Origin of the sequence: Parvibaculum sp., assembly GCF_049671045.1 — a bacterium.
GTDB lineage: Bacteria > Pseudomonadota > Alphaproteobacteria > Parvibaculales > Parvibaculaceae > Parvibaculum.
This window is the reverse complement of sequence record NZ_JBATUH010000022.1, coordinates 1-20,774: the sequence shown is the minus strand read 5'-3', so window position 1 is coordinate 20,774 and position 20,774 is coordinate 1. Positions and strand designations below refer to the sequence as shown.

The following is a 20,774-nucleotide window of genomic DNA, read 5'->3' as shown; positions in this document are numbered from 1 at the left end:
GCCGGATTTGAGCCGAGGATCGGTCATCAATTCGCGCTCGCCGTCGAGGTCGCCTTGAAGGCGGCATCCTTGCGAACGCCGTTCAGCAGGTCGATCGCATAAAGAAGCTGCTTGTCGTCCTTCTTGTCCGCCGGGACGAAGGAATCGGAGCCGGCGACTTCCTTGGCGCCGTCTTCCGCGGCCAGATGGCCGGGCAGCTCGGCCTCTCCGGTGATGAGAAGTTTCTTTTTCTTCTGGTCGCCCGACTGCTCGACCTGAATGTCGGGCTCGATGCCCTTGGCCTGGATCGAGTGGCCGGACGGCGTGTAGTAGCGCGCCGTCGTCAGGCGCAGCGCGCCGTCGGAGCCCAGCGGAATGATCGTCTGCACCGATCCCTTGCCGAAGGAGCGCGTGCCGAGGATCGTCGCGCGCCGATGATCCTGAAGCGCACCCGCGACGATTTCGGAGGCAGAGGCCGACCCGCCATTGATGAGCACGATGAGGGGCTTGCCGTTCGTCACGTCGCCGCCGCGCGCATTGTAGCGCTGCGTGTCGTCCGGATGGCGGCCGCGTGTCGAGACGATCTCGCCCTGGCTGATGAAATCGCTGCTGACGACGATCGCCTGATCGAGCAGGCCGCCGGGATTGTTGCGGAGGTCGAGGATATAGCCCTTCACCTTCGCGGCGCCGATCTGCTTCTGCAGCGCGCGGATCGCCTCGTCGAGAAGCTCGCCCGTCTGCTCGTTGAAGGAGGTGATGCGGATATAGGCGATGTCGCCCTCGCGGTGATACTTCACCGACTTGATGGTGATGATGTCGCGCGTGAGCTTGACGTCGAAGGGTTCCTCGACGCCCTTGCGCACCACGGTGAGGGTCACGGAGGTGTTGACCGGCCCACGCATCTTGTCCACCGCGTCGCTCAGCGTCAGGCCGAGGATCGGCTTGCCGTCGATATGGGTGATGTAGTCGTTGGGGCGGAGCCCGGCGCGGCTCGCCGGCGTGTCGTCGATCGGCGTCACGACCTTCACGACGCCGTTCTCCATCGTGACCTCGATGCCGAGCCCGCCGAACTCGCCGCGCGTCTGGACCTGCATGTCGCGGAAGTTCTTGGGGTTCATGTAGCTCGAATGGGGATCGAGCGAGGTCAGCATGCCATTGATGGCCGCCTCGACGAGCTTCGCGTCGTCGGTCGGCTCGACATAGTCGGCGCGCACGCGCTCGAACACGTCGCCGAAAAGGTTGAGCTGGCGATATGTGTCGCTGTTGGCAGCGTGGGCCGAGCCGTCGAATGTGCCCGACTGGAACGCGAACACGGTCAGCGCGGAAACGATCGTACCGACCGCGAAGCCGGCTATCACAGACTTATTCATTTATCCACGAGCCTTCTTGTCACTCATCATCAGCCAGGGGCGCGGGTCTATCGGATCGCCGTTTCTTCGGAATTCTATATATAGCGAGGGGTTCCGACCGGATTTTCCGTGCAGGCCCGAATTGTCATTCCATTCGGTCGATACATTCGCTTCGGCCAGACTGTCGGGAGAAGGCGATGGGCCCATGGTGCCGACAGGTTCCCCGGCGAGGATGTTCTGGCCCACAGTCCCGTCGATCTTCGTCATTCCTGCCAACAATACATGGTAGCCTTCGCCGACCGATATGATCAAGAGTTGCCCATAGCGGCGGAACGGCCCGGCGAAGACGATATGTCCATCGAAAGGCGCGATCACCTGCGCGCCCGGCCGCGTCGCGATCAGCATACCCTGCATCCGTCCGCCGATGCCGTTCGGCCCGCCGAACTCCCTGAGGACGGGGCCCGTGACCGGCAGCCGGATAAGCCCTTTTGCCGCCGAAAAAAGGCGCGAAGAAGGCGAGCCGGCGAGGGGGGCCGAGGGGCGCGGCGGGGTGAGCGCCGCCATCTCTGTGCCTGCGGGCTGGCCGGCCGCGCCGGGGGCGGAGGAGGCCGGTTCCGAAGCCAACTGGCCCGGCGGCTCGGGCTTCGGCCGCAGCGCCGGATCGGGTCGTTTCATGGGGATGCGTTCGGCCGCGCCCGCTTCCAGCCTCGCGATCAGGTCCTTGAGGTCGGTCGCTTCGCGCGAGAGCCGCTCGGCCCGCGCCTCCTCGCTTTCGACGGCCCGGGCCAGGCTTTTCTGGCGCGCCATCTTCTTCCTGAGCAGGGTTTCGAGTTCCGCCCGGTCGCGCTCGAGCGAGGCCTTGGCGTCGGCGAGCGTCGCGCGTTCGGCGGAGATGCTCTGGCGCAGGCGGGCAAGTTCCTCCAGCCTCGTTTTCAGCGCTTCGGCCTCCGCCCGCAATTCGGGCACGGCCGAGCCGAGCAGGATCGCGCCGCGAATGGCGCCCAGCGCGTCATCGGGCCGCACCGCCAGCGCGGGCGGCGGATTGCGGTCGAGCCGGGTCAGCGCGGCAAGGAGATCAGCCATTTCGCCGCGCCGGTGCTCGAGCCTGGCGAGTACCTCCGATTCCGCCGTCCTGAGCGCGGCAAGGCGCTCCTCGGAGGCCGAGACCTCGCGCTCGCGCGCCTGCACGCTGGCGGCGGTCTTTATGAGCTTGCCGCGGATTTCCTCGGTTTCGAGACGCGCCTTCTCGGACTGGGCTTCGAGCGCCTTCTTGCGGGTGACGCTCGTGTCGAGTTCCTGCTTCAGGCTTTCGAGCATGGTCGGGTCGGCGATCTCCGCCCGTGCGGCCGGGACCGCGATCATCAGCGCGGCCAGCGCGAGGGCGGCGAAGCCTTCAGGCCGTGACACGGTCTGCCTGTTCGGGATCGAGGATAAGGGAGCGGCCCGTCATCGCCTCCGGCACCGGCACGTCGAGAAGCCCGAGGATGGTCGGCGCGACATCGGCCAGCGTGCCGAAGCGCAGTTCCCTCCGCTCGCCAGCGGGAAGGCCGGCCAGCGTGAAGGGCATGTTGGAGCGCGTCGGCCCGCGCCAGGGCTTTCCCGTTTCCGCGTCGATCATGATTTCGCCCTTGCCGAAGGCGCCGGTGATCGCCATGACGCCGCCGCGCTTCTCGATCTGCGCGGCGAGCTTTCCGAGGGTCTTGTCGACCGCCTCGGCCGCCTCGATCGTCGCGCGCAGATTGCCGGTCCGTCCAAGCACGGCGACATTGGGCAGGTTGAGCACGAGAAGGTCGCGGTCGGCCTTCTTGATTGCGGCGATCGCCTCGGCGACGAGGTCGGCCGCTGCCAGTTCGGGCCGCTTCTCGAGCTTTGCGAGCGGCGGCGTTTCGGCGACGCCGATCGTCTCGCCGTCGAAGATCGTGGACGTGCCGCCGCGCAGGAAGAGCGAGAGATTAGCTTCCGTGATGCTTTCGGTGAGAAGGAGCTGCGAGCGTCCCGCGCGCGCGAGCGTCTCGCTGAGCGTCGGCCGGGCGGGTGCCTCGCTGAAGAGCGGCTCGACACGCTCTCTTGCCGGGCCACTCAGTTCGCAGAGCGAATAGGCGCCCGCCAGAAGGCGCGCGGCGGGCGACGCCAGCAGCGCCTCCATGAGCCCCCGGCCGAGATCGGGCCGCAGATTGACGAGGAAGACCGCGTCGTCCTGCCTGATGCCGCGATATTTCTGGGTTACGACGGGCGCGATCCGGTCGTCGGAAATGCCCTTGAGATAGCACTGGTCGAGATGGGCGGATGGATATTCCGTACGCGGCGCATCGGCGTCGGCAATCGCCTTCACGGCGGCGGCAAGCGCAGCGGGCTCGGCCGGATCGTCGAAGGCGAAGGCGCGGCCCATGAGGCTGCCAAGCGCCGCGTGCTCGGCACCGGCGGTGTCGTCGAGCAGTTCCGAAAGACAGTCGATGCCGTCCTGAGGGCCAGTGTCCCGGCCATCCGTCACGGCATGGATCCAGACCTGCACGCCCTCATGGCTCAGCAGCGCGGCAAGGACCGCCAGATGATGCTGGTGGCCGGCGATGCCACCCGGCGAGGCCATGCCGATGAGATGCACCGCGCCGCCCAGCGGCCTCACGCGCTGAACGATCTGCCCGAGGACGGGATGTGCGCCGATCGATTGCGCACCGTCCTCCTGGATCGCGCGATTTATGTGCACGAGGCTTTGCGTCACCGGCCTCCCTGCGCCAAGGGTCATGTAGCCCGCCTGCGCGTTGCCGGGCCGGCCCGCGGGCAGACCGACGGCTTCGCCCGATGCGGCGAGCACTGCATGGGGCGATGTACCGGCGAGCCGATCGTAAATCGGCGTGCGCGCCTGGGCGAGCGCATTTCCTTCGCGCTCCGCGCAAATGCCCCATCCGTCCAGGAGAACCAGGACGAGAGGTTTGACGCCGATCATGCCGCTCTCAACTTCCGAAAAAACAGTCAGCCCAATCACTGTGCGCGGTTCGCGCACCCCCGGATGAAGCTAATGGAAGGCTTGAATCGTGTCCACGCCGCGTTGACCGATTAAGGCGCATGGCGACGCATGAAAACGTGGCGGTCAGGCGCGATGATAGGGATGGCCGGCGATGATCGTCACGGCGCGGTAGATCTGTTCGGCGAGCATGACGCGCACCAGCATATGCGGCCAGGTCATGGGGCCGAAGGCGATGAGGTGGCTCGCCTCGTCGCGCAGCGAAGGCGCGAGACCATCGGCGCCGCCGATCACGAAAGCGAGATCGGAAACGCCGCTGTCGCGCCAGCGCGCGAGCCGCCCGGCAAAGGCCTCGCTCGGCTCGGCGCGGCCGCGTTCGTCGAGCGCGACGAGGAGCGCGCCGCGCGAAAGCGAGGCCTTGAGTTGCACCGCCTCGCTTTCCTTCAGCGCCGCGCCTTCGAGCCGGCGCTTCTCCTCGACTTCCCTGAGCGTGAGCGCGGTGATGCCGATGCCGCGCCCGGCAGCGGTGATGCGCGAAACATAGCCGTCGAGAAGCTCTTTTTCGGGCCCGGCGCGAAGGCGGCCAACGGCGCATATCTCGATGCGCATCGGTGTTCTCCCTGCCGGGGCGGGCGCTCGCCGCGTGCCGGTCTCAGATGGCGACCGGCTCGGCCGCCTGCTCCGCCGGAATGTTCGCGGCCCACATCTTCTCGAGCTTGTAGAACTCGCGCACCTCGGGGCGGAAGACATGCACCAGCACATCGCCCGCGTCGATCAGCACCCAGTCGCCCTGACGCAGGCCCTCGACGCGCGCCGTGCCGAGGCCCTTCTCCTTCAGCCGGCGGATCAGGTGTTCGGCGACGGCGCTCACATGGCGCTGCGAGCGGCCGCTGGCGATGACCATGCAGTCGGCGATCGGGGTCTTCCCGGCGAGATTGATCGAGACGATGTCCTCGGCCTTGTCGTCGTCGAGGCTCTTGAGGATGAGAGAGAGCATGGCCGAGAGTCTGGCTTCCTCGGCCGAGGCTTTCTTCCTCGAGGCGGCAGCCTTCGTTGCGGAAGGCTTGCGCGGGGCCTTGGCGGCGCCGGTTGCCTTCGTCGCCCTGGCTGGCTTTGCGGCCTTCGTCTCCGGTGCTTTTGCTTTGGGCGCTTTGGGCGCTTTCGCCGCGGGCGCCTTCGCGCCGGCCGGCTTCGCCTTGGGCTCCTTTGCCTTCGGCGCTGTTGCCTTCGGCTCCTTGGGCTTTGCCGCCTTTGTCGCGGGCGCCTTTGCGCCGGATGCCTTCGCGCCGGATGGCTTCGCCTTGGTGCGGGGGACCTTGCGGTCCGGTGTCTGACTGCTCAGGAACTGGCTCCTTCCACATGAACTCGACGGCCTGCCGCCGAAGCGGTCTTGGCATGACCAAGGATAAGTGTCCTGCCGCCCGAGTTCAATCTATCCCACATCGGGCTTGCCGCCGGAACTAGCCGCTTGAACACGTCACTCGCGCCGCTCTCTGGCGGCAGCGCGGATGGCGGTTGCCGATGCGCTGTGCTCGGGCCCCTCGAGAAACACGAGAGCGGGCGGCGTCCTTTCGGCGAGAAGCGCCGCATTGTCCGCATTGAGCGTCGCCGGCTTCAGCCATTCGGCCGCCGGGCAAACGCGCGCTTTCAGCGTGTAGCCGGGGCGCGGATAGACGGCGATGGGCACGGCTTCGGCAATGTCGCGCCAGCGCGCCCATTGGGGGAACTGGATCAGATTGTCTGCGCCCATGAGCCAGACGAAATGGACGCCCGGATGCCGCGCCTGCAGCGCCTCGATCGTGTCGATCGTGTAGCGCGTGCCGAGCCGCGTTTCGATGTCGGTGACGACGATGCGTGGATCGCCTGCCTTGTCGACGAGTTCGCGCGCATCCGAAAGGCGCTTGGTGAGCGGCGCCATCTCGGCGTCGCTCTTCAGCGGGTTCTGCGGCGAGACGAGCCACCACACGCGGTCGAGCGCCAGCGCCTTCAGGCACATGCGCGTCACATGGAGATGGCCTTCATGCGCGGGATTGAAGGAGCCGCCCAGAAGGCCGACGCGCTGGCCGGGTGTGAGCAGTTCGGAATGCGTCATGGATGCCATGTCATGGGGCGGGGCTCAAATCCGCCTCTCAGGGCCGGGTCTGGCCGGTGCCGCGCACGACATATTTGAAGCTCGTGAGCTGCTCGACGCCGACGGGTCCGCGCGCGTGGAACTTGCCGGTGGCAATCCCGATCTCGGCGCCCATGCCGAACTCTCCGCCATCGGCGAATTGCGTCGAGGCGTTGTGGAGCACGATGGCGCTGTCGACGGTGGCGAGAAAACGGTCGGCCGTCGCCTGGTTCGCGGTCACGATGGCCTCGGTGTGGTGCGAGCCGTGAGTGGCGATGTGGCGCATCGCCTCCTCGACGCCCTTCACCACGCGCACGGCGATGATCGCTTCGAGATATTCCGTCGACCAGTCCGCTTCCGTCGCCGCTTTCACGCGCGGATCGGCGCGCTGCGCGATGGCATCGCCGCGCACCTCGCAACCGGCCTCGATCAGATCCTTCACCAGCGGGCCGAGATGCGTTTCCGCGCAGGCCTGATCGACGAGCAGCGTTTCGGCCGCGCCGCACACGCCGGTGCGGCGGAGCTTCGCGTTCATGACGATGTGGCGCGCCATTTCGAGATCGGCGTCCTTGTCCACATAGACGTGGCAGATGCCTTCGAGATGGGCGAAGACCGGCACGCGGGCTTCGGCCTGCACCCGCGCGACGAGGCTCTTGCCGCCGCGCGGCACGATGACGTCGATGGCGCCGTTGAGGCCCTTCAGCATTTCTCCGACGGCGGCGCGATCGGTGGTCGGCACGAGTTGGAGAGCGGCTTCGGGCAGGTTCGAGGCGAGCAGGCCCTCGACGAGCGAAGCGTGAATGACGCGGCTCGAATGGGTGCTTTCCGAGCCGCCGCGAAGGATCGCGGCATTGCCGGACTTGATGCACAGCGCGCCCGCATCCGCCGTCACATTGGGGCGGCTCTCATAGATGATGCCAATGACGCCGAGCGGCGTGCGCACGCGCTCGATGTGAAGGCCGTTCGGGCGGTCCCATTCGGCGATCTTCGCGCCGACGGGATCGGGCAGGGCGGCAATTTCCTCGATGCCTTTCGCCATCGCCTCGACGCGCTTCTCGTCGAGCATGAGGCGGTCGAGCATGGCGCCCGAAAGCCCCTTCTCCCGCGCGGCGGCCATGTCCTTCCCGTTCGCTTCGAGAATGTCGTCGATATTGGCGCGCACGACCATGGCGGCGCAGAGAAGGCCCGCATCCTTCTGCTTGGTCGGGATACCGGCAAGCGTCACGGCGGCGGCGCGCGCCTTCTCGCCCATCTCCGCCATGAGCGCGGCGATGTCTCGATTTGCAGTGCCGATTTCTGCGATGGTCACGGGATTTTCCTGTCTCATCTCAAGCCGCCGATCCGTCGAACTTACCGTATTCGTCGCGGCATGGCTATTTTCAGCCCTTTTTCAGAACGAGGTCGTCGCGGTGGATCATCTCCGCGCGGCCGGCAAAGCCCAGAAGCTCCTCGATCTCGCGGCTGTTGTGGCCGAGGATGCGGGCCGCATCCTCATTGGAGTAGGCCGAAAGGCCGCGCGCGATCTCGCGCCCTTCGCTGTCGCGGACGCTCACCGCATCGCCGCGCTCGAACCGGCCCTGAACGGCCGTGATCCCCGCCGGCAAAAGGCTGCGGCCATGCAGCAGCGCATCGACGGCGCCGGCATCGACGACGATCGTGCCCTTCGTCTTGAGGCCGCCCGAAATCCAGCGCTTGCGCGCGGCATAGGGCGTCGAGCGCGCGGTGAACCAGGTGCAGCGGCCGCCTTCCTCGAGCACCTTCAGCGGGTGAAGCGTGCGGCCATTGGCGATCGCCATGTGGCAGCCGCCCTCGGTCGCGATGCGGGCGGCGGCGAGCTTCGTCTTCATGCCGCCGCGGCTCATCTCGCTCGCGGCATCGCCCGCCATCGCCATGATCTCGGGCGTGATGTCGGAGACTTCGGGAATATGCGTCGCGCCGGGCTCGGAGGGCGGCGCGGTGTAGAGCCCGTCGACATCGGAAAGCAGGATGAGGCAATCGGCAGAGATCATGCTGGCGACGCGGGCGGCGAGGCGGTCATTGTCGCCATAGCGGATTTCGCTCGTCGCCACCGTGTCGTTCTCGTTGATGACGGGAACCGCGCCGAGCCGGAGGAGCGTATTCAGCGTCGAGCGCGCATTGAGGTAGCGCCGCCGCGTCTCTGTGTCGTCGAGCGTCAGCAGGATCTGCGCGCAGTTGCGGCCATGCGCGCTCAGGCTTTCCTGAAAAGCCTGGGCGAGGCCGATCTGGCCGACGGCAGCGGCGGCCTGGCTTTCCTCGAGCTTCAGCCTGCCGGAGGGAAGGCCGAGCGCGCGGCGGCCGAGGGCGATCGCGCCCGAGGAGACGATGAGCATTTCCTGGCCGCGCGCCCGCATGGCCGCGACATCCGCGACGAAGGCTCCGAGCCAGTCCCGATTGAGCTTGCCGGTCTTGCTGTCGGTGAGAAGGGCGGAGCCGATCTTGACGACGACGCGCTGGGCATTGCTGAGACGAGCGATGGTCACGGCTGCCAGCCCTCTTCGGTTTTGCCTGTGGCGCGCAGATGCGCCTCGCGTTCCTCGGCGCGGCGCCTCTCGATCTCTTTCGCGACGAGGCGAAGCACCTTGTCGACGCCCTCGCCCGACACGCCGGATATGAGCTGCACGTCGGCGCCGCTCGCCTTCCTGAGCGCGGCGCGCTTTTCGGCGCGCTCCTCGTCGCTCAGCGCATCGCATTTGTTGAGGCAGACGATCTCCGACTTTTCGTCGAGCCCCGCGCCATAGGCTTCAAGTTCGCCCCTGATGGTGCGATAGGCGCCGGCGACATCCTCGGATGTGCCGTCGATGAGATGGATCAGGATGTGGCAGCGCTCGATATGGCCGAGAAAGCGGTCGCCGAGCCCGGCGCCCTCATGCGCGCCTTCGATGAGACCGGGAATATCGGCGAGCACGAAGGTGCGGCCGTCGATCCTGACGACGCCGAGGCCGGGCGTGAGCGTGGTGAAGGGGTAGTCGGCGATCTTGGGCTTTGCCGCGCTCACCTTGGCGAGGAAGGTGCTCTTGCCCGCATTGGGCAGGCCGACGAGGCCGGCATCGGCGATGAGTTTCAGCCGCAGCCAGATCCACATCTCCTCGCCCGGCTGGCCGGGATTGGCCCGGCGCGGCGCGCGATTGGTGGAGCTTTTGAAATAGGCGTTGCCGAAGCCGCCATTGCCTCCCTTGAGCAGCACGATGCGCTGGCCGACCTCGGTGAGGTCGGCGATCAGCGTTTCCCGGTCCTCGTCGAAAATCTGCGTGCCGACAGGCACTTTCAGCACGGCATCGGCGCCATTATAGCCGTTGCGGTTGCGGCCCATGCCATGCATGCCCGTCTTGCCCTTGAAGTGCTGCTGGTAGCGATAGTCGATGAGCGTGTTGAGGCCGTCGACGCATTCGACGACGACATCGCCGCCCCTGCCGCCGTCGCCGCCATCGGGACCGCCGAACTCAATGAATTTCTCACGGCGAAAACTCACAGCCCCGGCGCCGCCGTCGCCGGAGCGGATATGGATTTTCGCCTCGTCGAGAAACTTCATCAGGCGCTCCTTGCGCGCGTTCAGGCCGAGCGGGACCCGGTCAGCCGCGTGGCCAGCATGCGGCTTTCAATAGTCGAACCGCGCCCGGACGCAAGCCCGCTCTCCGTTCCTGCCGAATTCGTGCCGGCGGAAGGTCTTGCGAACCTCATCAGCAGGCAATGCACTTTTTCCCGGCGCGCCTCGCACCAGCGGCGATCCTCGCCAGTATAGCGGAAGCCGAGTTTCGTCAGCACCCGGCCGGAGGCGTGATTGTCGGCATGGTGGACGGCGGTGACGGCATCCGACCCCAGCCGCTCGAAGGCGAATGCGATGGCCGCGCGGGCGGCCTCGGTCGCAAAACCCCGGTTCCACCAGGGCTCGCCGATCCAGTAGCCGATCTCGCTCTCGCAGTTCTCATGCACCATGACGCCGGTCGAGCCGATCAGCTCGCCCTCCGATTCGATCGCAAGCGGAAACTCGCGTCCGGAGGCGCGCGCTTCCTCATGGCTCGCGAGCCAGGCGACGGCGTGCTCCTCTGTATAGGGGTAGGGCATGCGGCTCAGCCTGCTGGCGACGTTCCAGTTGTTGCAGAGGGCCTGAACGCGCCTTGCATCTTCCATGCGAAAATGCCTCAGCGTCAGGCGTTCCGTTCTTGCGATTTCCTGCATCGGGGGCTCCTCATCCCCGAGAAGGCACTAAAAAAGGGAGATGGCGGCCCATCTCCCTCTCGATTCCGATGGTCGCCACCTTGCGAGGTGGCGGGCCCTCGCAATGTTTAATCCGCCGCCGCGGCCGGGGCGCAAGCCGGCATCACGGATACGTAGGTGCGGCCGCCTTTGCGCGCGCGGAAAGACACGACGCCCGCGGCGGTCGCGAAAATCGTATGGTCCGTGCCCATGCCGACATTCTCGCCCGGATGCACCTTGGTGCCGCGCTGACGAATGATGATGTTGCCGGGGATCACGTTCTCACCGCCGAACTTCTTCACACCGAGGCGACGGCCTGCGCTGTCGCGACCGTTGCGGGACGAGCCGCCTGCTTTTTTATGAGCCATTTGCCTCTACTCCTGTCAGAGCGCTTTACCGTGCGCTCAAATCCTTCAATTCAGGCTGTCAGCGATCCGGATGGCGCCTTGCCTTCCGGGCCGGACGCCTTAACCCGCGATCTCGACGATCTTGACCAGCATCAGATCCTGACGATGGCCGTTCTTGCGGCGATAGTTCTGCCGGCGGCGCTTCTTGAAGACCGTCAGCTTCGGGCCGCGGGTGAGTTCCACCACCTCGGCCTTCACGCTCGCGCCCTCGACCAGCGGGGCGCCGATCTTGGTCTCGCCGCCCTCCGAGCCGATCATCAGGACCGGAAGGTCGATCTTGTCGCCAGCATTCGCGCCGACCCTCTCGACCTCGAGAAGCTCGTCTTTCGCGACCCTGTACTGCTTGCCGCCGGTCCGGATGACTGCGAACATGGAAAACCACCATTTAGCGAATATAAGGCCCTGCGCAGCGCGAAAAACCGCGCTACGGGCCGGATTGGCGCGCAATATACAGGGGGAGGAAGGGCTGTCAAGGCAAGAAGGCCTTGTAATCAGTGGCTTTCAGCGCGTTTCCGCGCCCTTGAAGGAACGCCGGAGGCAAAGCCCCAGGAAATAGAGCGAGGTGGCAAGCCAGCCCCAATAGGCGGCGGGAAGCGTCTCGGCCGGGGGGAGGCCCGGCTCGCTCGTCCAGACGAGCACCAGTGTCAGCGCGCCCCAGGCCCCCGTCACGGCGATGGTGAAGGAGCGCAACGCCCTCACCCTGAAGGGGTGGATGAACTTGAAGGGCACGAAGGTGAGCGCGCCCATCGCCGCGATGACGGCGAGATTGGCCCAGGGGCCGCTCGCCATGAGATAGAAATAGAGAATGACGACGTTCCAGACCGCCGGAAAGCCTGAGAAATAATTGTCGGCGGTCTTCATGTCCTTGTTGCCGAAGCAATAGAGGGACGTCGTCATGATGTAGGCGGCGGCCGGAATGGCAAAGCCCTCGGGCACGAGGCCGAATCGGTAGACCACGAGGGCGGGAATCACCGTGTAATTCAGATAGTCGATGATGTGGTCGAGGATCGCCCCGTCGAAGCGGGGGGCGAATTCGGTCACGCGCACCTTGCGAGCCATCGGCCCGTCGAAGCCGTCGATGAGCAGCGCCACGCCGAGCCAGAGAAGCACCAGCCGCAGATCGCCCGCGATGAGCGCCGAAATGGCGAGAAGGCCGGCGACGGCGCCCGAGGCCGTGAAGGCATGAACGGCCCATGCGGCGAGGACGCGGCCGCTGGGGCGCCGGTGTCCGCGTCTCCTGCGGGCGGACGGCGCGATGCCGCCGGAATTGTGGCCGCCGGGATCGGGGCTCTCATGCGGGCCGTGTCCGGCGGGGCTTTGCGCTTCACTCATGGCGGAAGTCTAGACAATTTCGCCATTTCGCGGAAATGACGAAACCGCAGCCATCCGCGGGCAGGGCCGTTGGGGCGCGGCGGGGCGCGGCGGGGCGCGGCGGGGGCGCGAAAAGGCACAAGCACGCCCGAAAAAGGGCGGCGATCTAAAAGTACCCGCATAGCGCGATCAAGCCTTGTGCCGAGGGAAGGGCTCGGTCTACATTCCGCGCCGCTTCAACATGACGGGCAGGACCTCGGTCCAAACCCCGTGCCCCGCGGAGAGGTGGCTGAGTGGTTGAAAGCACCGCACTCGAAATGCGGCATAGGGGTAACTCTATCGGGGGTTCGAATCCCTCCCTCTCCGCCAACATCTCAATGCGAATCAATGAGATGGGCCTTCCGGGGCCAAAAAATCCCCAGCTTCCGCCCGGTTTTGCCCATGGCGACCGAACCCCAGAGACTGCCGGGGCGGCCAAAATCGGTCTCTAACGGCCTTTCGTCTCTTTTCACCTAAACCTTGTTGCGGAAAGTATAGGCCTAGGAAGTGACGGATTTCTGGGCTTTTCTGCCTCGCGCAAGTCTATACCTTTTCATGGCAAACCCGGCACCCAAAGCGATGTGAGAATCCGAGGTATCTGCAAGACAGGGTGATACCCGGCTATTTTCGTGAACTTTCATGCCTTTAGAAAAAGACTGATTTAGCGTTGCATTATGTGGCTTTAACCAATCCTGCGGCCTCCACATGCGTATCAACGGGCTCGTTTCGATCCTTGCGCTCCGAATAGCGGTCGACGAGCTGGTCGGCGTGTGGACGCAGTAGGACCGTGAAGCGAACCAATTCTTCCATCACGTCCACGATCCGGTCGTAGTAGCTCGACGGCTTCATTCGGCCCGCTTCGTCGAACTCTTCATAGGCCTTGGCCACTGACGACTGGTTGGGGATCGTGAACATCCGCATCCAGCGACCAAGGATCCGGAGCGTGTTGACGCTATTAAACGATTGCGAGCCTGCGCTGACCTGCATCACCGCAAGGGTGCGCCCTTGGGTCGGCCGCAAGCCTTTGTAGGCGAGCGGCAGGTGGTCGATTTGTGTCTTCATGATGCCAGTGATCTGACCATGCCGTTCCGGGCTGCACCAGACTTGCGCTTCCGACCACAGCGAATGCTCGCGCAGTTCATGCACAGCCGGGTGGTCATCATCCTTCACTTGATCGGGCAGCGGCAGATCGTAGGGATCGAAGATGCGGGTCTCGCATCCGAAGAACTGGAGAAGCCGCGCTGCTTCCTCGACGGCCAGGCGCGAATAGGAGCGTTCGCGCAATGAGCCGTAAAGAAGCAGGACGCGCGGTGGCGGATCGAGTTCCCCCAGACCCAGCGCTGGGCGCCGATGGGCATATTCCGGCTTGAGGGCCGGCAGATGCTCGAGATCGGTAAGCGGGCGCAACCGCTGGTAAACGGCCTCGGTCATGCGCGGGCCTCCGCGGGGACAGATTCAGGAAACCAGCGGCGTCCGAACCAGAAGGCGACGTTGACCAGCAGGATCAGCACGGGCACCTCGACCAGCGGGCCTATGACAGCCGCGAAGGCAACCGGCGAGGCTAGCCCGAAGGCCGCGATGGCAACGGCAATCGCCAGCTCGAAATTGTTGCCCGCTGCGGTGAACGCCACGGCGGTCGTGCGCGGGTAATCGCTGGCAATCAGCTTGCCCATAAAGAAGCTGATGGAGAACTGGACCACGAAGTAGATGGTGAGCGGGATGGCAATGCGGATCGTGTCGCCCGGCAAGGTCACAATCTCGTTGCCCTTGAGGCTGAACATGGCGGTGATGGTGAACAGCAGCGCGATCAGCGTGACCGGGCCAATCTTGGGCAGGAAGGTCTTCTCATACCATTCATCCCCCTTGGCCTTCGCCAGCCATTTGCGGGTCAGGTACCCGGCGAGGAACGGAATGCCGAGATAGATCAGCACCGCCTCGGCAATGGTCCAGAAGCTGACATGGATGACGCTGCCCTCAAGCCCGAACAGCGGCGGTAGAAAGGCGAGGAAAAACCAGGCGTAGACGCTGAAAAACAGGATTTGGAAGACGGAGTTGAATGCCACCAGCGCCGCCACATACTGGTTGTCGCCCTTGGCAAGCTGGTTCCAGACAATGACCATGGCGATGCAACGGGCAAGGCCGATCAGGATCAAGCCGGTCATGTATTCCGGCTTGTCGCTGAGGAAGATGACCGCGAGCGCGAACATCAGCACCGGCCCGATGATCCAGTTCTGGATCAGCGAGATCGCCAACACCCGCTTGTCCTCGAACACGCGCGGCAGCTCCTCGTAGCGCACCCGCGCCAGCGGCGGATACATCATCAGGATCAGCCCGATGGCGATGGGAATGTTCGTCGTGCCCCAAGAGAGGCTGTCGATTGCTCCAGGGAGCCAATTGAAAGTCGACCCCAAAGCGACGCCCAGCGCCATCGCCAGGAAGATCCACAGGGTCAGATAACGATCGAGGAACGACAGGCGTTCGCGCTTGGACTGTGCGGTCATGGTCTTTCCTATTCAGCCAGGGATTCGTTTGCCGGCGGCATCGATGACCTGTTCGCCGTCTTCCTTGGCAAAGGCACCGCGCTGCTGCGCCGGGATCAGATCGAGCACCTCTTCCGAGGGACGGCACAGCTTCACACCGAGTGGCGAGACGACTAGGGGCCGGTTGATCAGGATCGGATGCGCCATCATTGCATCGATCAGCTGCGTATCGGAGAGGTCCGGATTGGCGAGGCCCAGTTCGGCATAGGGTGTGCCCTTTTCACGCAGCAGCGCGCGCGGCGAGATGCCGGCGCGTTCGATCAGGCTTTCGAGCAAGGCGCGCGAAGGTGGCGTCTTCAGATATTCCACGACGTGCGGTTCAATCCCGGCATTACGGATCATGGCCAGGGCGTTGCGCGACGTGCCGCATTCCGGGTTATGGTAGATGATGATGTCGGTGTTCATTTGCTTGCTCCAGCGCTGGCGCCTTCGGCCAGGCCGATTTCTTTGAGCTTCTGCTTCATCGCCATTTCGTCGATGCTGGAATGCGGCAGCGTCAGAAACAGCGAGATGCGGTTCGTCAGATAGCGCAGGGCCTGAAGGAAAGCGTCGCGCTGGCCGCCTTCTTCAACGGCTGCCGGGTCCTCGATGCCCCAGTGCGCGGTCATCGGATGGCCGATCCAGACCGGACAGGTTTCACCTGCGGCGCTGTCGCAAACCGTGAAGATAAAATCGAACTCGGGTGAACCGGGCTTCGAGAACTCGCTCCAGCTCTTCGAGTACATGCCGGTGGTGTCGTAGCCCATCCCGTTAAGCACCGAGAGCGCCATCGGGTGAACCTCGCCCTTGGGCTGGCTTCCTGCACTGTAGGCTTTGAAACGACCTGCGCCGAGCTTGTTCATTACTGCTTCGCCCAGAATCGAGCGAGCGCTGTTGCCGGTACAAAGAAAGAGAACGTTGTAAATCTTGTCGGACATTTGAGGCCTCAGGCGGTCAGAGGTTAAGTGGCATTGCAGGTGAGGTCGCCAAGCAGGTCAGAACACATTTCAGGCGCACCCTGGCAGCAGTCCTGCATCAGGAAGGCGAGCAGACGACGCATGCCGGCAAAATCGGCGCGGTAATGGATCAGGCGGCTCTCACGCTCGGAGTGAACGAGGCCAGCCCGTTCCAGTGTGGCAAGGTGATGCGACATGGTGGATGGCGGCACACCCTGATGTTCAGCGATAGCGCCAGCAATCATGCCTTCAGGCCCCGCTTTCACGAGCAGGCGGAACACGGACAAACGTGTTTCGTGAGCCAATGCTCCGAGCGCATCGACTGCCCACACCTGAGCGTTCACATCAGCCATCATGATTCTATCCTTCCAGTTCTTTCAAATAATGACGCCAGTCATGTGCCGTCAAGTGATATTTCCAGGAGCATCGAAGGAAGGCTTGCCGGGTTTGCTCAGGGACTGGTTGTCGAATGGAAGGCAGAGTCTAGAGGTGCGAGCCCGCTTTCTTCAGGGCGCGTTTCGCTGCGAAGGATCGCGGCTAAACGCAGGCGCTGCGGCTGGAATGCCTTCAACGGCCCGCTGCGCCCGGGCGGCTGCAGCCCACCAATCCAACTGGGCGAGTGTGCGTCCAAAATAGCCCTGCCAGGCCGCAGCATCGGTGCCCTCGGCAAAATCGCCAGTTTCGGTCAGGATATCCTGCGCTTTCGGGAGGTGGATCATTGCCGAGACTGGCAGACAACCCAGTTCCGACAAGAAGGTGCGCATGTTCACCGCTGCACGGGCACCGCCCCATTGCCCGGCCGAGTAAGTCACAATGGCGCTGGGCTTGTAGGCAAAGAGCGAGCTGCCGAAATGGTTCAGCAGATGCGCCAGAGCCGGGCTCATGGAGTGGTTGTACTCGGGGCTGACCATCACATAGCCGTCTGCCGCGTCGATCTTGCCGGCCAGGGCGTCCAGAGCCTCCGGGGCTGCCCCCTTCGCATAGGCGAAGTGAGGCTTGAACGCGGCCGGGAGCTCGATCGACAATGGGTCGATCAATTCGACGGCATGGCCCATGTTCTGGAGATGCCTCTCGCATTGCCGGGCAACCCGCAGGCCAAGTCTGGCTGGACGTGGAGGCGTACTGTCACGGGCGGACCCGAGGAATATCAGGAAGTTGTGCACGTCACCAAGCTCCTTAGAGTACAGGCCTGACGATCCACAACTTGCAGCGTTTGCGACCAGTGCCAATATTCTCGCTTTATAATCGAGACGCTCGAACGGTATAGTGGGGACATCCGACACCGCTGCGGCTTCCGCTCGCGTTCACTCACGCCATGGGAGCAGGCCATCTCCGAGATTTTCGCATGGTTGAATGATCAGTTGCTGCGCATGCAGTGGCTGTCTGATCTAGTCGCCTGGCTCGTTCGGGACGGATTCGGGCTTGACCCTGCCGGACGGCTTGGTGGGAGTATCCACTTCTTCATCTATGACGTCATCAAGATCTTCATCCTGCTCGGGGTGCTGATCTTCACGATCTCATGGGTGCAAAGCTATTTTCCGCCAGAGCGTACGCGGCGGATACTGGGGCAGCGCAAGGGGCTTGGCGCCAACATCATGGCAGCTTTGCTGGGTACCATCACGCCGTTCTGCTCGTGCTCGTCGATACCCTTGTTCATTGGCTTCACCAGCGCGGGCCTGCCAATCGGGGTGACGTTCTCCTTCCTGATTTCCTCGCCGCTGGTGGACCTCGCCTCGATCATTCTGCTCGCCAGCGTGTTCAACTGGACGATCGCGCTGGCCTATGTCGCAGTCGGCCTTGTGCTGGCCGTGCTGGGAGGCACACTGATCAGCCGGATGAAAATGGAGCGCCATGTCGAGGCGTTCGTGTTCAACAGCCCGGTCATGGAAAGCGACGATGGCCATTTGACGCGGCGCCAGCGCTTCGAGTTTGCGAGGGATCAGGTCGCCGAAATCTTCGGCAAGGTCTGGCTCTACGTGCTGATCGGCGTCGGCATCGGCGCCGCCATTCACAACTGGGTGCCCGAGGCCTTCATTTCTGCATTACTGGGGCAGGACAAATGGTGGTCGGTGCTCATAGCGACAGTGGTCGGGATCCCGATGTATGCCGACATCTTCGGTACCCTTCCGATTGCAGAGGCATTGGTCGGCAAGGGCGTGGGCATCGGAACCGCTCTGGCCTTCATGATGGCCGTGACCGCCTTGTCCCTACCGTCCATGATCATGCTCAAGCGGGTCGTGAAAATGCCGTTGCTGCTGCTGTTTGCCGGTATCGTTGCGACCGGCATCATCGTGATTGGCTATCTATTCAACGCCTTCGGCACCATGTTCCTGCGAATTGGAGACACGTATGATCATCAAGATCCTCGGTTCAGGCTGTAAGAAATGCATCGCTCTGGGCGAGAATGCGAAGGCGGCCGCAGATGCCGCCGGGATACCGGCGGAGATCGTGAAGGTCACCGACTACGCGCAGATCGCCGCCTACGGTGTGATGTCCACACCTGCGCTCGTCATTGACGAGAAGGTTGTTTCGACCGGCAAGGTGCTGACGGTGTCGGAAGTGGCTGAGAAGCTCGGAGCCGCCTGACGCAGGATCACCCAAAAACAGCCGCACCCTGTTCCGCCCAAGCCAGGGCGGCTGTGGTCTCAAGTTCCTTCAACGACACCGTCGGAGTCCTGCGCTCGATGAGCAGCCGCTCCAGCACGGCGGGCGCCAGATAAGCAAGCTTCAGCACCCGACCGGCATAGGCGGGCGTCACATCTTCGGCCATGGCGATGTCCGCGAGCGTTGCCGCCGCGCCGCTCTCCAGCTTCCGCCGCCAGCTCCACGCCTTGGCGATGGCTTTCAGCACATGGGGGTCCACCCCGCCGGTGTCCGGTACGATGTCGGCTGGCGGCACGATCTTCGGCCGCCCGTTGCGCTTGCGAATGGTGAGCGGGATGAACACCCGCATGGTGGTCGGCGCGCTCATGCTGCCAGCTCCTGTTTCGGGGTGACCATTTCCCGGATGACCGAACCGAGGCCCTCGGTGCGCAGGTCGACCGCGAGGCCATCGGCGCTGACGGTCACCCGCTCGACCAGAAGCTGGACGATGCGGGTCTGCTCCGCCGGATAGAGCGCCGCCCAGAGCTGATCAAACTCGCCGAGCGCCTGGACGACCGCCTTCTCATCGACCGTTGGGCTCTCTTCGCGAAGGGCCTTTATTGTCCGCGCCGCGATCTCGGGCGCGCGGATCATGCGGCGGATTTCGCCGACGACGGCATCCTCGACCATGCCGGCGGGCAAGCGCAGCGGACCCGAGGCGTCGCCGGTCGGGCGGTTTCGGATCAGGTCCATCGACGCGTAGTAGCGGTAGAGGCGCGTGCCCTTCTTCGTCGCGGTCGGCGTCATCGCTGTGCCCGTCTCGGTGAAGATGATCCCTTTCAGCAGGGCCGGCGTCTGGCGGCGGGTGTTCTTCGCCCGCAGGCGCGGGCTCTCCTGCAGGATGCTGTGAACCTTGTCCCAGAGGGCCTGATCGATGATGGCCTCGTGCTCGCCGGGATAGGCCGTGCCCTTGTGCACGGCTTCCCCGAGGTAGACCCGGTTGTTGATCAGTTTGTAGAGGAAGCCCTTGTCGATCGGCTTGCCGCGCTTGTTCAGCACGCCTTCAGCCGCGAGCGCTTTGGCCAGCGTCGTGGCGGAGCCGATGGCGACAAACCTCTCGAAGATCATCCGGACCGTCGCGGCCTCGGCCTCGTTGACCACCAGCTTGCGGTCACGCACGTCGTAGCCCAACGGGACGTGACCGCCCATCCACATGCCGCGCTTGCGGGATGCCGCGACCTTGTCGCGGATGCGCTCCCCGATCACCTCCCGCTCGAACTGTGCGAAGCTGAGGAGGATGTTCAGGGTCAGGCGGCCCATCGAGGTCGTGGTGTTGAACGACTGCGTGACCGAAACGAAGGTCACCTGATTGCGGTCGAAGATCTCGACCAGCTTGGCGAAATCCATCAGTGAGCGCGACAGCCGGTCGATCTTGTAGACCACGATCACATCGATCAGACCGGCCTCGACGTCCTGAATGAGGCGCTTCAGGCCGGGGCGCTCCAGCGTGCCACCGGAGAAGCCACCATCGTCGTAGCGTTCGCGAATGGTGGCCCAGCCCTCCGCCTTCTGGCTAGTCACGAAGGCCTCGCAAGCCTCGCGCTGGGCGTCGAGGCTGTTGAACTCCATCTCGAGCCCTTCCTCGCTCGACTTGCGGGTATAGATGGCGCAGCGCTGGCGGCGCGGAACGACCGCGAGGGCTTCCTGATGACGGCTCATCGGTCGTCCCTCCGTGCCTCGCGGAGGCCGAAGAAGCGGTAGCCGTTCCACTGCGTGCCGGTGATCGCCCTCGCCACCGCCGACAGCGACTTGAACTTGCGCCCCTGCCAGTCGAAGCCGTCCTTCATCACAGTGACGGTGTGCTCCACCCCGTCCCATTCACGCACGAGGCGGGTGCCGACCACCGGGTTGCGGGAATCCGCGATGATCGTCTTGCGCCCGACCCGGCCCTCGATTTCGTCGGCCAGCAGGTCCAGCGTCCGCCGCGTCTCGCGGGTCAGGCCGCCGAGGGTCAGTTCCTGGACCCGGTAGCCGAGCCTCAGCTCGAGGTAACTGCGGCTGTTGTTCGGAGCGGGTGTACCGAAGAGGCTTTCCCACTTCGCCTTCAGCTCGACCACCGTCATTCGCTTCAGCGCTGCAAGCTGCGTGACCACGCCCGCGTGCGCCGCATCGCGGTTGCCCGGTTGCCATGGTGCGGCGTCAGTCTTTCTCTTCGTTCCTGGCATTATTGCCCTCCAACTCGGTTGCTCGGTTTGCGACGACCAACACGGCGTTTGAGGGCGAGAATGTCGAATGAACTGTCTTCGCCAGGTGCAGATAAAGAACTGGACTGTTCCGGCAGGAT

At 64.4% G+C, this 20,774-nt stretch carries 25 protein-coding genes and 1 tRNA gene; 4 read left to right on the top strand and 22 right to left on the bottom strand.

Going from position 1 to position 20,774, the window contains the following annotated elements; translation table 11 throughout:
- Window positions 1-26: 26 nt before the first annotated feature.
- From WBG82_RS02990 to rsfS, 5 genes are all read right to left on the bottom strand, one after another.
- Window positions 27-1,349, bottom strand: a complete 1,323-nt coding sequence (locus WBG82_RS02990; protein ID WP_424421193.1) for a S41 family peptidase — start codon at window positions 1,347-1,349, stop codon at window positions 27-29.
- Entirely contained in the window at window positions 1,350-2,735 is a 1,386-nt protein-coding gene (locus WBG82_RS02985) for a murein hydrolase activator EnvC family protein (RefSeq protein WP_424421191.1), read from the bottom strand. It abuts the gene before it with no gap.
- Window positions 2,722-4,272 (bottom strand): hypothetical protein, encoded by a 1,551-nt coding sequence (locus tag WBG82_RS02980; RefSeq protein WP_424421189.1) that lies wholly within the window; start codon window positions 4,270-4,272, stop codon window positions 2,722-2,724. Before WBG82_RS02980 ends, WBG82_RS02985 begins: the two co-directional genes overlap by 14 nt.
- A gap of 144 nt (window positions 4,273-4,416) precedes the next feature.
- A complete protein-coding gene (gene rlmH, locus WBG82_RS02975) occupies window positions 4,417-4,899 on the bottom strand; it encodes a 23S rRNA (pseudouridine(1915)-N(3))-methyltransferase RlmH (RefSeq protein WP_424421186.1) in 483 nt (160 codons plus the stop codon).
- Window positions 4,900-4,942: 43 nt separating this feature from the next.
- The gene (gene rsfS, locus WBG82_RS02970) at window positions 4,943-5,287 is read right to left on the bottom strand and encodes a ribosome silencing factor (protein ID WP_424421183.1); all 345 of its coding nucleotides are present in this window, start codon (window positions 5,285-5,287) and stop codon (window positions 4,943-4,945) included.
- Here rsfS and WBG82_RS02965 point away from each other — a divergent pair.
- Window positions 5,286-5,624, top strand: coding sequence for a hypothetical protein (locus tag WBG82_RS02965; protein ID WP_424421181.1), 339 nt, complete (start codon window positions 5,286-5,288; stop codon window positions 5,622-5,624). The genes rsfS and WBG82_RS02965 overlap by 2 nt on opposite strands.
- 143 nt (window positions 5,625-5,767) lie before the next feature.
- Here WBG82_RS02965 and WBG82_RS02960 read toward each other — a convergent pair whose 3' ends face one another.
- The 8 genes from WBG82_RS02960 to WBG82_RS02925 all read right to left on the bottom strand — a co-directional run bounded on the left by WBG82_RS02960 (window position 5,768) and on the right by WBG82_RS02925 (window position 12,354).
- Window positions 5,768-6,382, bottom strand: a complete 615-nt coding sequence (locus WBG82_RS02960; protein ID WP_424421179.1) for a nicotinate-nucleotide adenylyltransferase — start codon at window positions 6,380-6,382, stop codon at window positions 5,768-5,770.
- 37 nt (window positions 6,383-6,419) lie between these two features.
- The gene (locus WBG82_RS02955) at window positions 6,420-7,727 is read right to left on the bottom strand and encodes a glutamate-5-semialdehyde dehydrogenase (protein ID WP_424421177.1); all 1,308 of its coding nucleotides are present in this window, start codon (window positions 7,725-7,727) and stop codon (window positions 6,420-6,422) included.
- A gap of 52 nt (window positions 7,728-7,779) precedes the next feature.
- Window positions 7,780-8,910, bottom strand: a complete 1,131-nt coding sequence (proB, locus tag WBG82_RS02950; protein WP_424421195.1) for a glutamate 5-kinase — start codon at window positions 8,908-8,910, stop codon at window positions 7,780-7,782.
- A complete protein-coding gene (gene obgE, locus WBG82_RS02945; protein ID WP_424421174.1) occupies window positions 8,898-9,950 on the bottom strand; it encodes a GTPase ObgE in 1,053 nt (350 codons plus the stop codon). The genes proB and obgE overlap by 13 nt, the downstream gene beginning before the upstream one ends.
- Window positions 9,951-9,970: 20 nt before the next feature.
- Window positions 9,971-10,597, bottom strand: a complete 627-nt coding sequence (locus WBG82_RS02940; RefSeq protein WP_424421171.1) for a GNAT family N-acetyltransferase — start codon at window positions 10,595-10,597, stop codon at window positions 9,971-9,973.
- A gap of 107 nt (window positions 10,598-10,704) precedes the next feature.
- Window positions 10,705-10,983 (bottom strand): 50S ribosomal protein L27, encoded by a 279-nt coding sequence (gene rpmA, locus WBG82_RS02935; protein ID WP_324300627.1) that lies wholly within the window; start codon window positions 10,981-10,983, stop codon window positions 10,705-10,707.
- Window positions 10,984-11,082: 99 nt separating this feature from the next.
- Window positions 11,083-11,394: a 50S ribosomal protein L21 gene (gene rplU / locus WBG82_RS02930; protein ID WP_324300625.1), complete on the bottom strand. Its 312-nt coding sequence runs from the start codon at window positions 11,392-11,394 to the stop codon at window positions 11,083-11,085.
- 129 nt (window positions 11,395-11,523) lie between these two features.
- Window positions 11,524-12,354 (bottom strand): CDP-alcohol phosphatidyltransferase family protein, encoded by an 831-nt coding sequence (locus tag WBG82_RS02925; RefSeq protein ID WP_424421168.1) that lies wholly within the window; start codon window positions 12,352-12,354, stop codon window positions 11,524-11,526.
- Between the two features lie 258 nt (window positions 12,355-12,612).
- Here WBG82_RS02925 and WBG82_RS02920 point away from each other — a divergent pair.
- A tRNA-Ser gene (locus WBG82_RS02920) sits at window positions 12,613-12,702 on the top strand.
- A 342-nt stretch (window positions 12,703-13,044) separates the two neighbouring features.
- Here the strand turns inward: WBG82_RS02920 and arsH are convergent.
- The 6 genes from arsH to WBG82_RS02890 form a co-directional block, all read right to left on the bottom strand.
- Window positions 13,045-13,803 carry an arsenical resistance protein ArsH gene (arsH, locus tag WBG82_RS02915; protein ID WP_424421166.1) on the bottom strand — a complete coding sequence of 253 codons (759 nt, stop codon included), beginning with the start codon at window positions 13,801-13,803 and terminating at the stop codon, window positions 13,045-13,047.
- A complete protein-coding gene (gene arsB, locus WBG82_RS02910) occupies window positions 13,800-14,873 on the bottom strand; it encodes an ACR3 family arsenite efflux transporter (protein ID WP_424421163.1) in 1,074 nt (357 codons plus the stop codon). Before arsB ends, arsH begins: the two co-directional genes overlap by 4 nt.
- A gap of 12 nt (window positions 14,874-14,885) precedes the next feature.
- On the bottom strand, window positions 14,886-15,317 hold the full coding sequence (arsC, locus tag WBG82_RS02905) for an arsenate reductase (glutaredoxin) (protein ID WP_424421160.1): 432 nt from the start codon (window positions 15,315-15,317) through the stop codon (window positions 14,886-14,888).
- The gene (locus WBG82_RS02900) at window positions 15,314-15,829 is read right to left on the bottom strand and encodes an arsenate reductase ArsC (RefSeq protein ID WP_424421157.1); all 516 of its coding nucleotides are present in this window, start codon (window positions 15,827-15,829) and stop codon (window positions 15,314-15,316) included. Before WBG82_RS02900 ends, arsC begins: the two co-directional genes overlap by 4 nt.
- A 23-nt stretch (window positions 15,830-15,852) precedes the next feature.
- Window positions 15,853-16,203 (bottom strand): ArsR/SmtB family transcription factor, encoded by a 351-nt coding sequence (locus WBG82_RS02895; protein WP_424421154.1) that lies wholly within the window; start codon window positions 16,201-16,203, stop codon window positions 15,853-15,855.
- Window positions 16,204-16,353: 150 nt separating this feature from the next.
- A complete protein-coding gene (locus WBG82_RS02890) occupies window positions 16,354-17,010 on the bottom strand; it encodes an NADPH-dependent FMN reductase (protein WP_424421152.1) in 657 nt (218 codons plus the stop codon).
- A gap of 186 nt (window positions 17,011-17,196) precedes the next feature.
- Between WBG82_RS02890 and WBG82_RS02885 the strand changes: the two genes are divergently transcribed.
- Window positions 17,197-18,228, top strand: coding sequence for a permease (locus WBG82_RS02885; protein ID WP_424421149.1), 1,032 nt, complete (start codon window positions 17,197-17,199; stop codon window positions 18,226-18,228).
- Window positions 18,197-18,433 (top strand): thioredoxin family protein, encoded by a 237-nt coding sequence (locus WBG82_RS02880; protein ID WP_424421147.1) that lies wholly within the window; start codon window positions 18,197-18,199, stop codon window positions 18,431-18,433. Before WBG82_RS02885 ends, WBG82_RS02880 begins: the two co-directional genes overlap by 32 nt.
- A gap of 7 nt (window positions 18,434-18,440) precedes the next feature.
- Here the strand turns inward: WBG82_RS02880 and WBG82_RS02875 are convergent, their stop codons facing one another.
- From WBG82_RS02875 to WBG82_RS02865, 3 genes are read right to left on the bottom strand one after another with little or no spacing between them, the layout of a single operon-like run.
- The gene (locus tag WBG82_RS02875) at window positions 18,441-18,818 is read right to left on the bottom strand and encodes a hypothetical protein (RefSeq protein WP_424421144.1); all 378 of its coding nucleotides are present in this window, start codon (window positions 18,816-18,818) and stop codon (window positions 18,441-18,443) included.
- The gene (locus WBG82_RS02870; RefSeq protein WP_424421141.1) at window positions 18,815-20,149 is read right to left on the bottom strand and encodes a recombinase family protein; all 1,335 of its coding nucleotides are present in this window, start codon (window positions 20,147-20,149) and stop codon (window positions 18,815-18,817) included. The genes WBG82_RS02875 and WBG82_RS02870 overlap by 4 nt, the downstream gene beginning before the upstream one ends.
- Entirely contained in the window at window positions 20,146-20,655 is a 510-nt protein-coding gene (locus WBG82_RS02865; protein WP_424421138.1) for a DUF2924 domain-containing protein, read from the bottom strand. The genes WBG82_RS02870 and WBG82_RS02865 overlap by 4 nt, the downstream gene beginning before the upstream one ends.
- Window positions 20,656-20,774 lie beyond the last annotated feature (119 nt).

Coding starts and splice junctions, on each gene's coding strand:
- WBG82_RS02940 (WP_424421171.1), bottom strand. CDS start 10,597: ATGCAGGAAATCGCAAGAACGGAACGCCTGACGCTGAGGCATTTTCGC.
- WBG82_RS02870 (WP_424421141.1), bottom strand. CDS start 20,149: ATGAGCCGTCATCAGGAAGCCCTCGCGGTCGTTCCGCGCCGCCAGCGC.
- obgE (WP_424421174.1), bottom strand. CDS start 9,950: ATGAAGTTTCTCGACGAGGCGAAAATCCATATCCGCTCCGGCGACGGC.
- WBG82_RS02895 (WP_424421154.1), bottom strand. CDS start 16,203: ATGATGGCTGATGTGAACGCTCAGGTGTGGGCAGTCGATGCGCTCGGA.
- WBG82_RS02960 (WP_424421179.1), bottom strand. CDS start 6,382: ATGACGCATTCCGAACTGCTCACACCCGGCCAGCGCGTCGGCCTTCTG.
- WBG82_RS02925 (WP_424421168.1), bottom strand. CDS start 12,354: ATGAGTGAAGCGCAAAGCCCCGCCGGACACGGCCCGCATGAGAGCCCC.
- WBG82_RS02865 (WP_424421138.1), bottom strand. CDS start 20,655: ATGCCAGGAACGAAGAGAAAGACTGACGCCGCACCATGGCAACCGGGC.
- arsB (WP_424421163.1), bottom strand. CDS start 14,873: ATGACCGCACAGTCCAAGCGCGAACGCCTGTCGTTCCTCGATCGTTAT.
- WBG82_RS02880 (WP_424421147.1), top strand. CDS start 18,197: ATGATCATCAAGATCCTCGGTTCAGGCTGTAAGAAATGCATCGCTCTG.
- WBG82_RS02875 (WP_424421144.1), bottom strand. CDS start 18,818: ATGAGCGCGCCGACCACCATGCGGGTGTTCATCCCGCTCACCATTCGC.
- rsfS (WP_424421183.1), bottom strand. CDS start 5,287: ATGCTCTCTCTCATCCTCAAGAGCCTCGACGACGACAAGGCCGAGGAC.
- WBG82_RS02990 (WP_424421193.1), bottom strand. CDS start 1,349: ATGAATAAGTCTGTGATAGCCGGCTTCGCGGTCGGTACGATCGTTTCC.
- rplU (WP_324300625.1), bottom strand. CDS start 11,394: ATGTTCGCAGTCATCCGGACCGGCGGCAAGCAGTACAGGGTCGCGAAA.
- rlmH (WP_424421186.1), bottom strand. CDS start 4,899: ATGCGCATCGAGATATGCGCCGTTGGCCGCCTTCGCGCCGGGCCCGAA.
- WBG82_RS02980 (WP_424421189.1), bottom strand. CDS start 4,272: ATGATCGGCGTCAAACCTCTCGTCCTGGTTCTCCTGGACGGATGGGGC.
- arsH (WP_424421166.1), bottom strand. CDS start 13,803: ATGACCGAGGCCGTTTACCAGCGGTTGCGCCCGCTTACCGATCTCGAG.
- WBG82_RS02900 (WP_424421157.1), bottom strand. CDS start 15,829: ATGTCCGACAAGATTTACAACGTTCTCTTTCTTTGTACCGGCAACAGC.
- WBG82_RS02965 (WP_424421181.1), top strand. CDS start 5,286: ATGGCCGAGAGTCTGGCTTCCTCGGCCGAGGCTTTCTTCCTCGAGGCG.
- WBG82_RS02955 (WP_424421177.1), bottom strand. CDS start 7,727: ATGAGACAGGAAAATCCCGTGACCATCGCAGAAATCGGCACTGCAAAT.
- arsC (WP_424421160.1), bottom strand. CDS start 15,317: ATGAACACCGACATCATCATCTACCATAACCCGGAATGCGGCACGTCG.
- rpmA (WP_324300627.1), bottom strand. CDS start 10,983: ATGGCTCATAAAAAAGCAGGCGGCTCGTCCCGCAACGGTCGCGACAGC.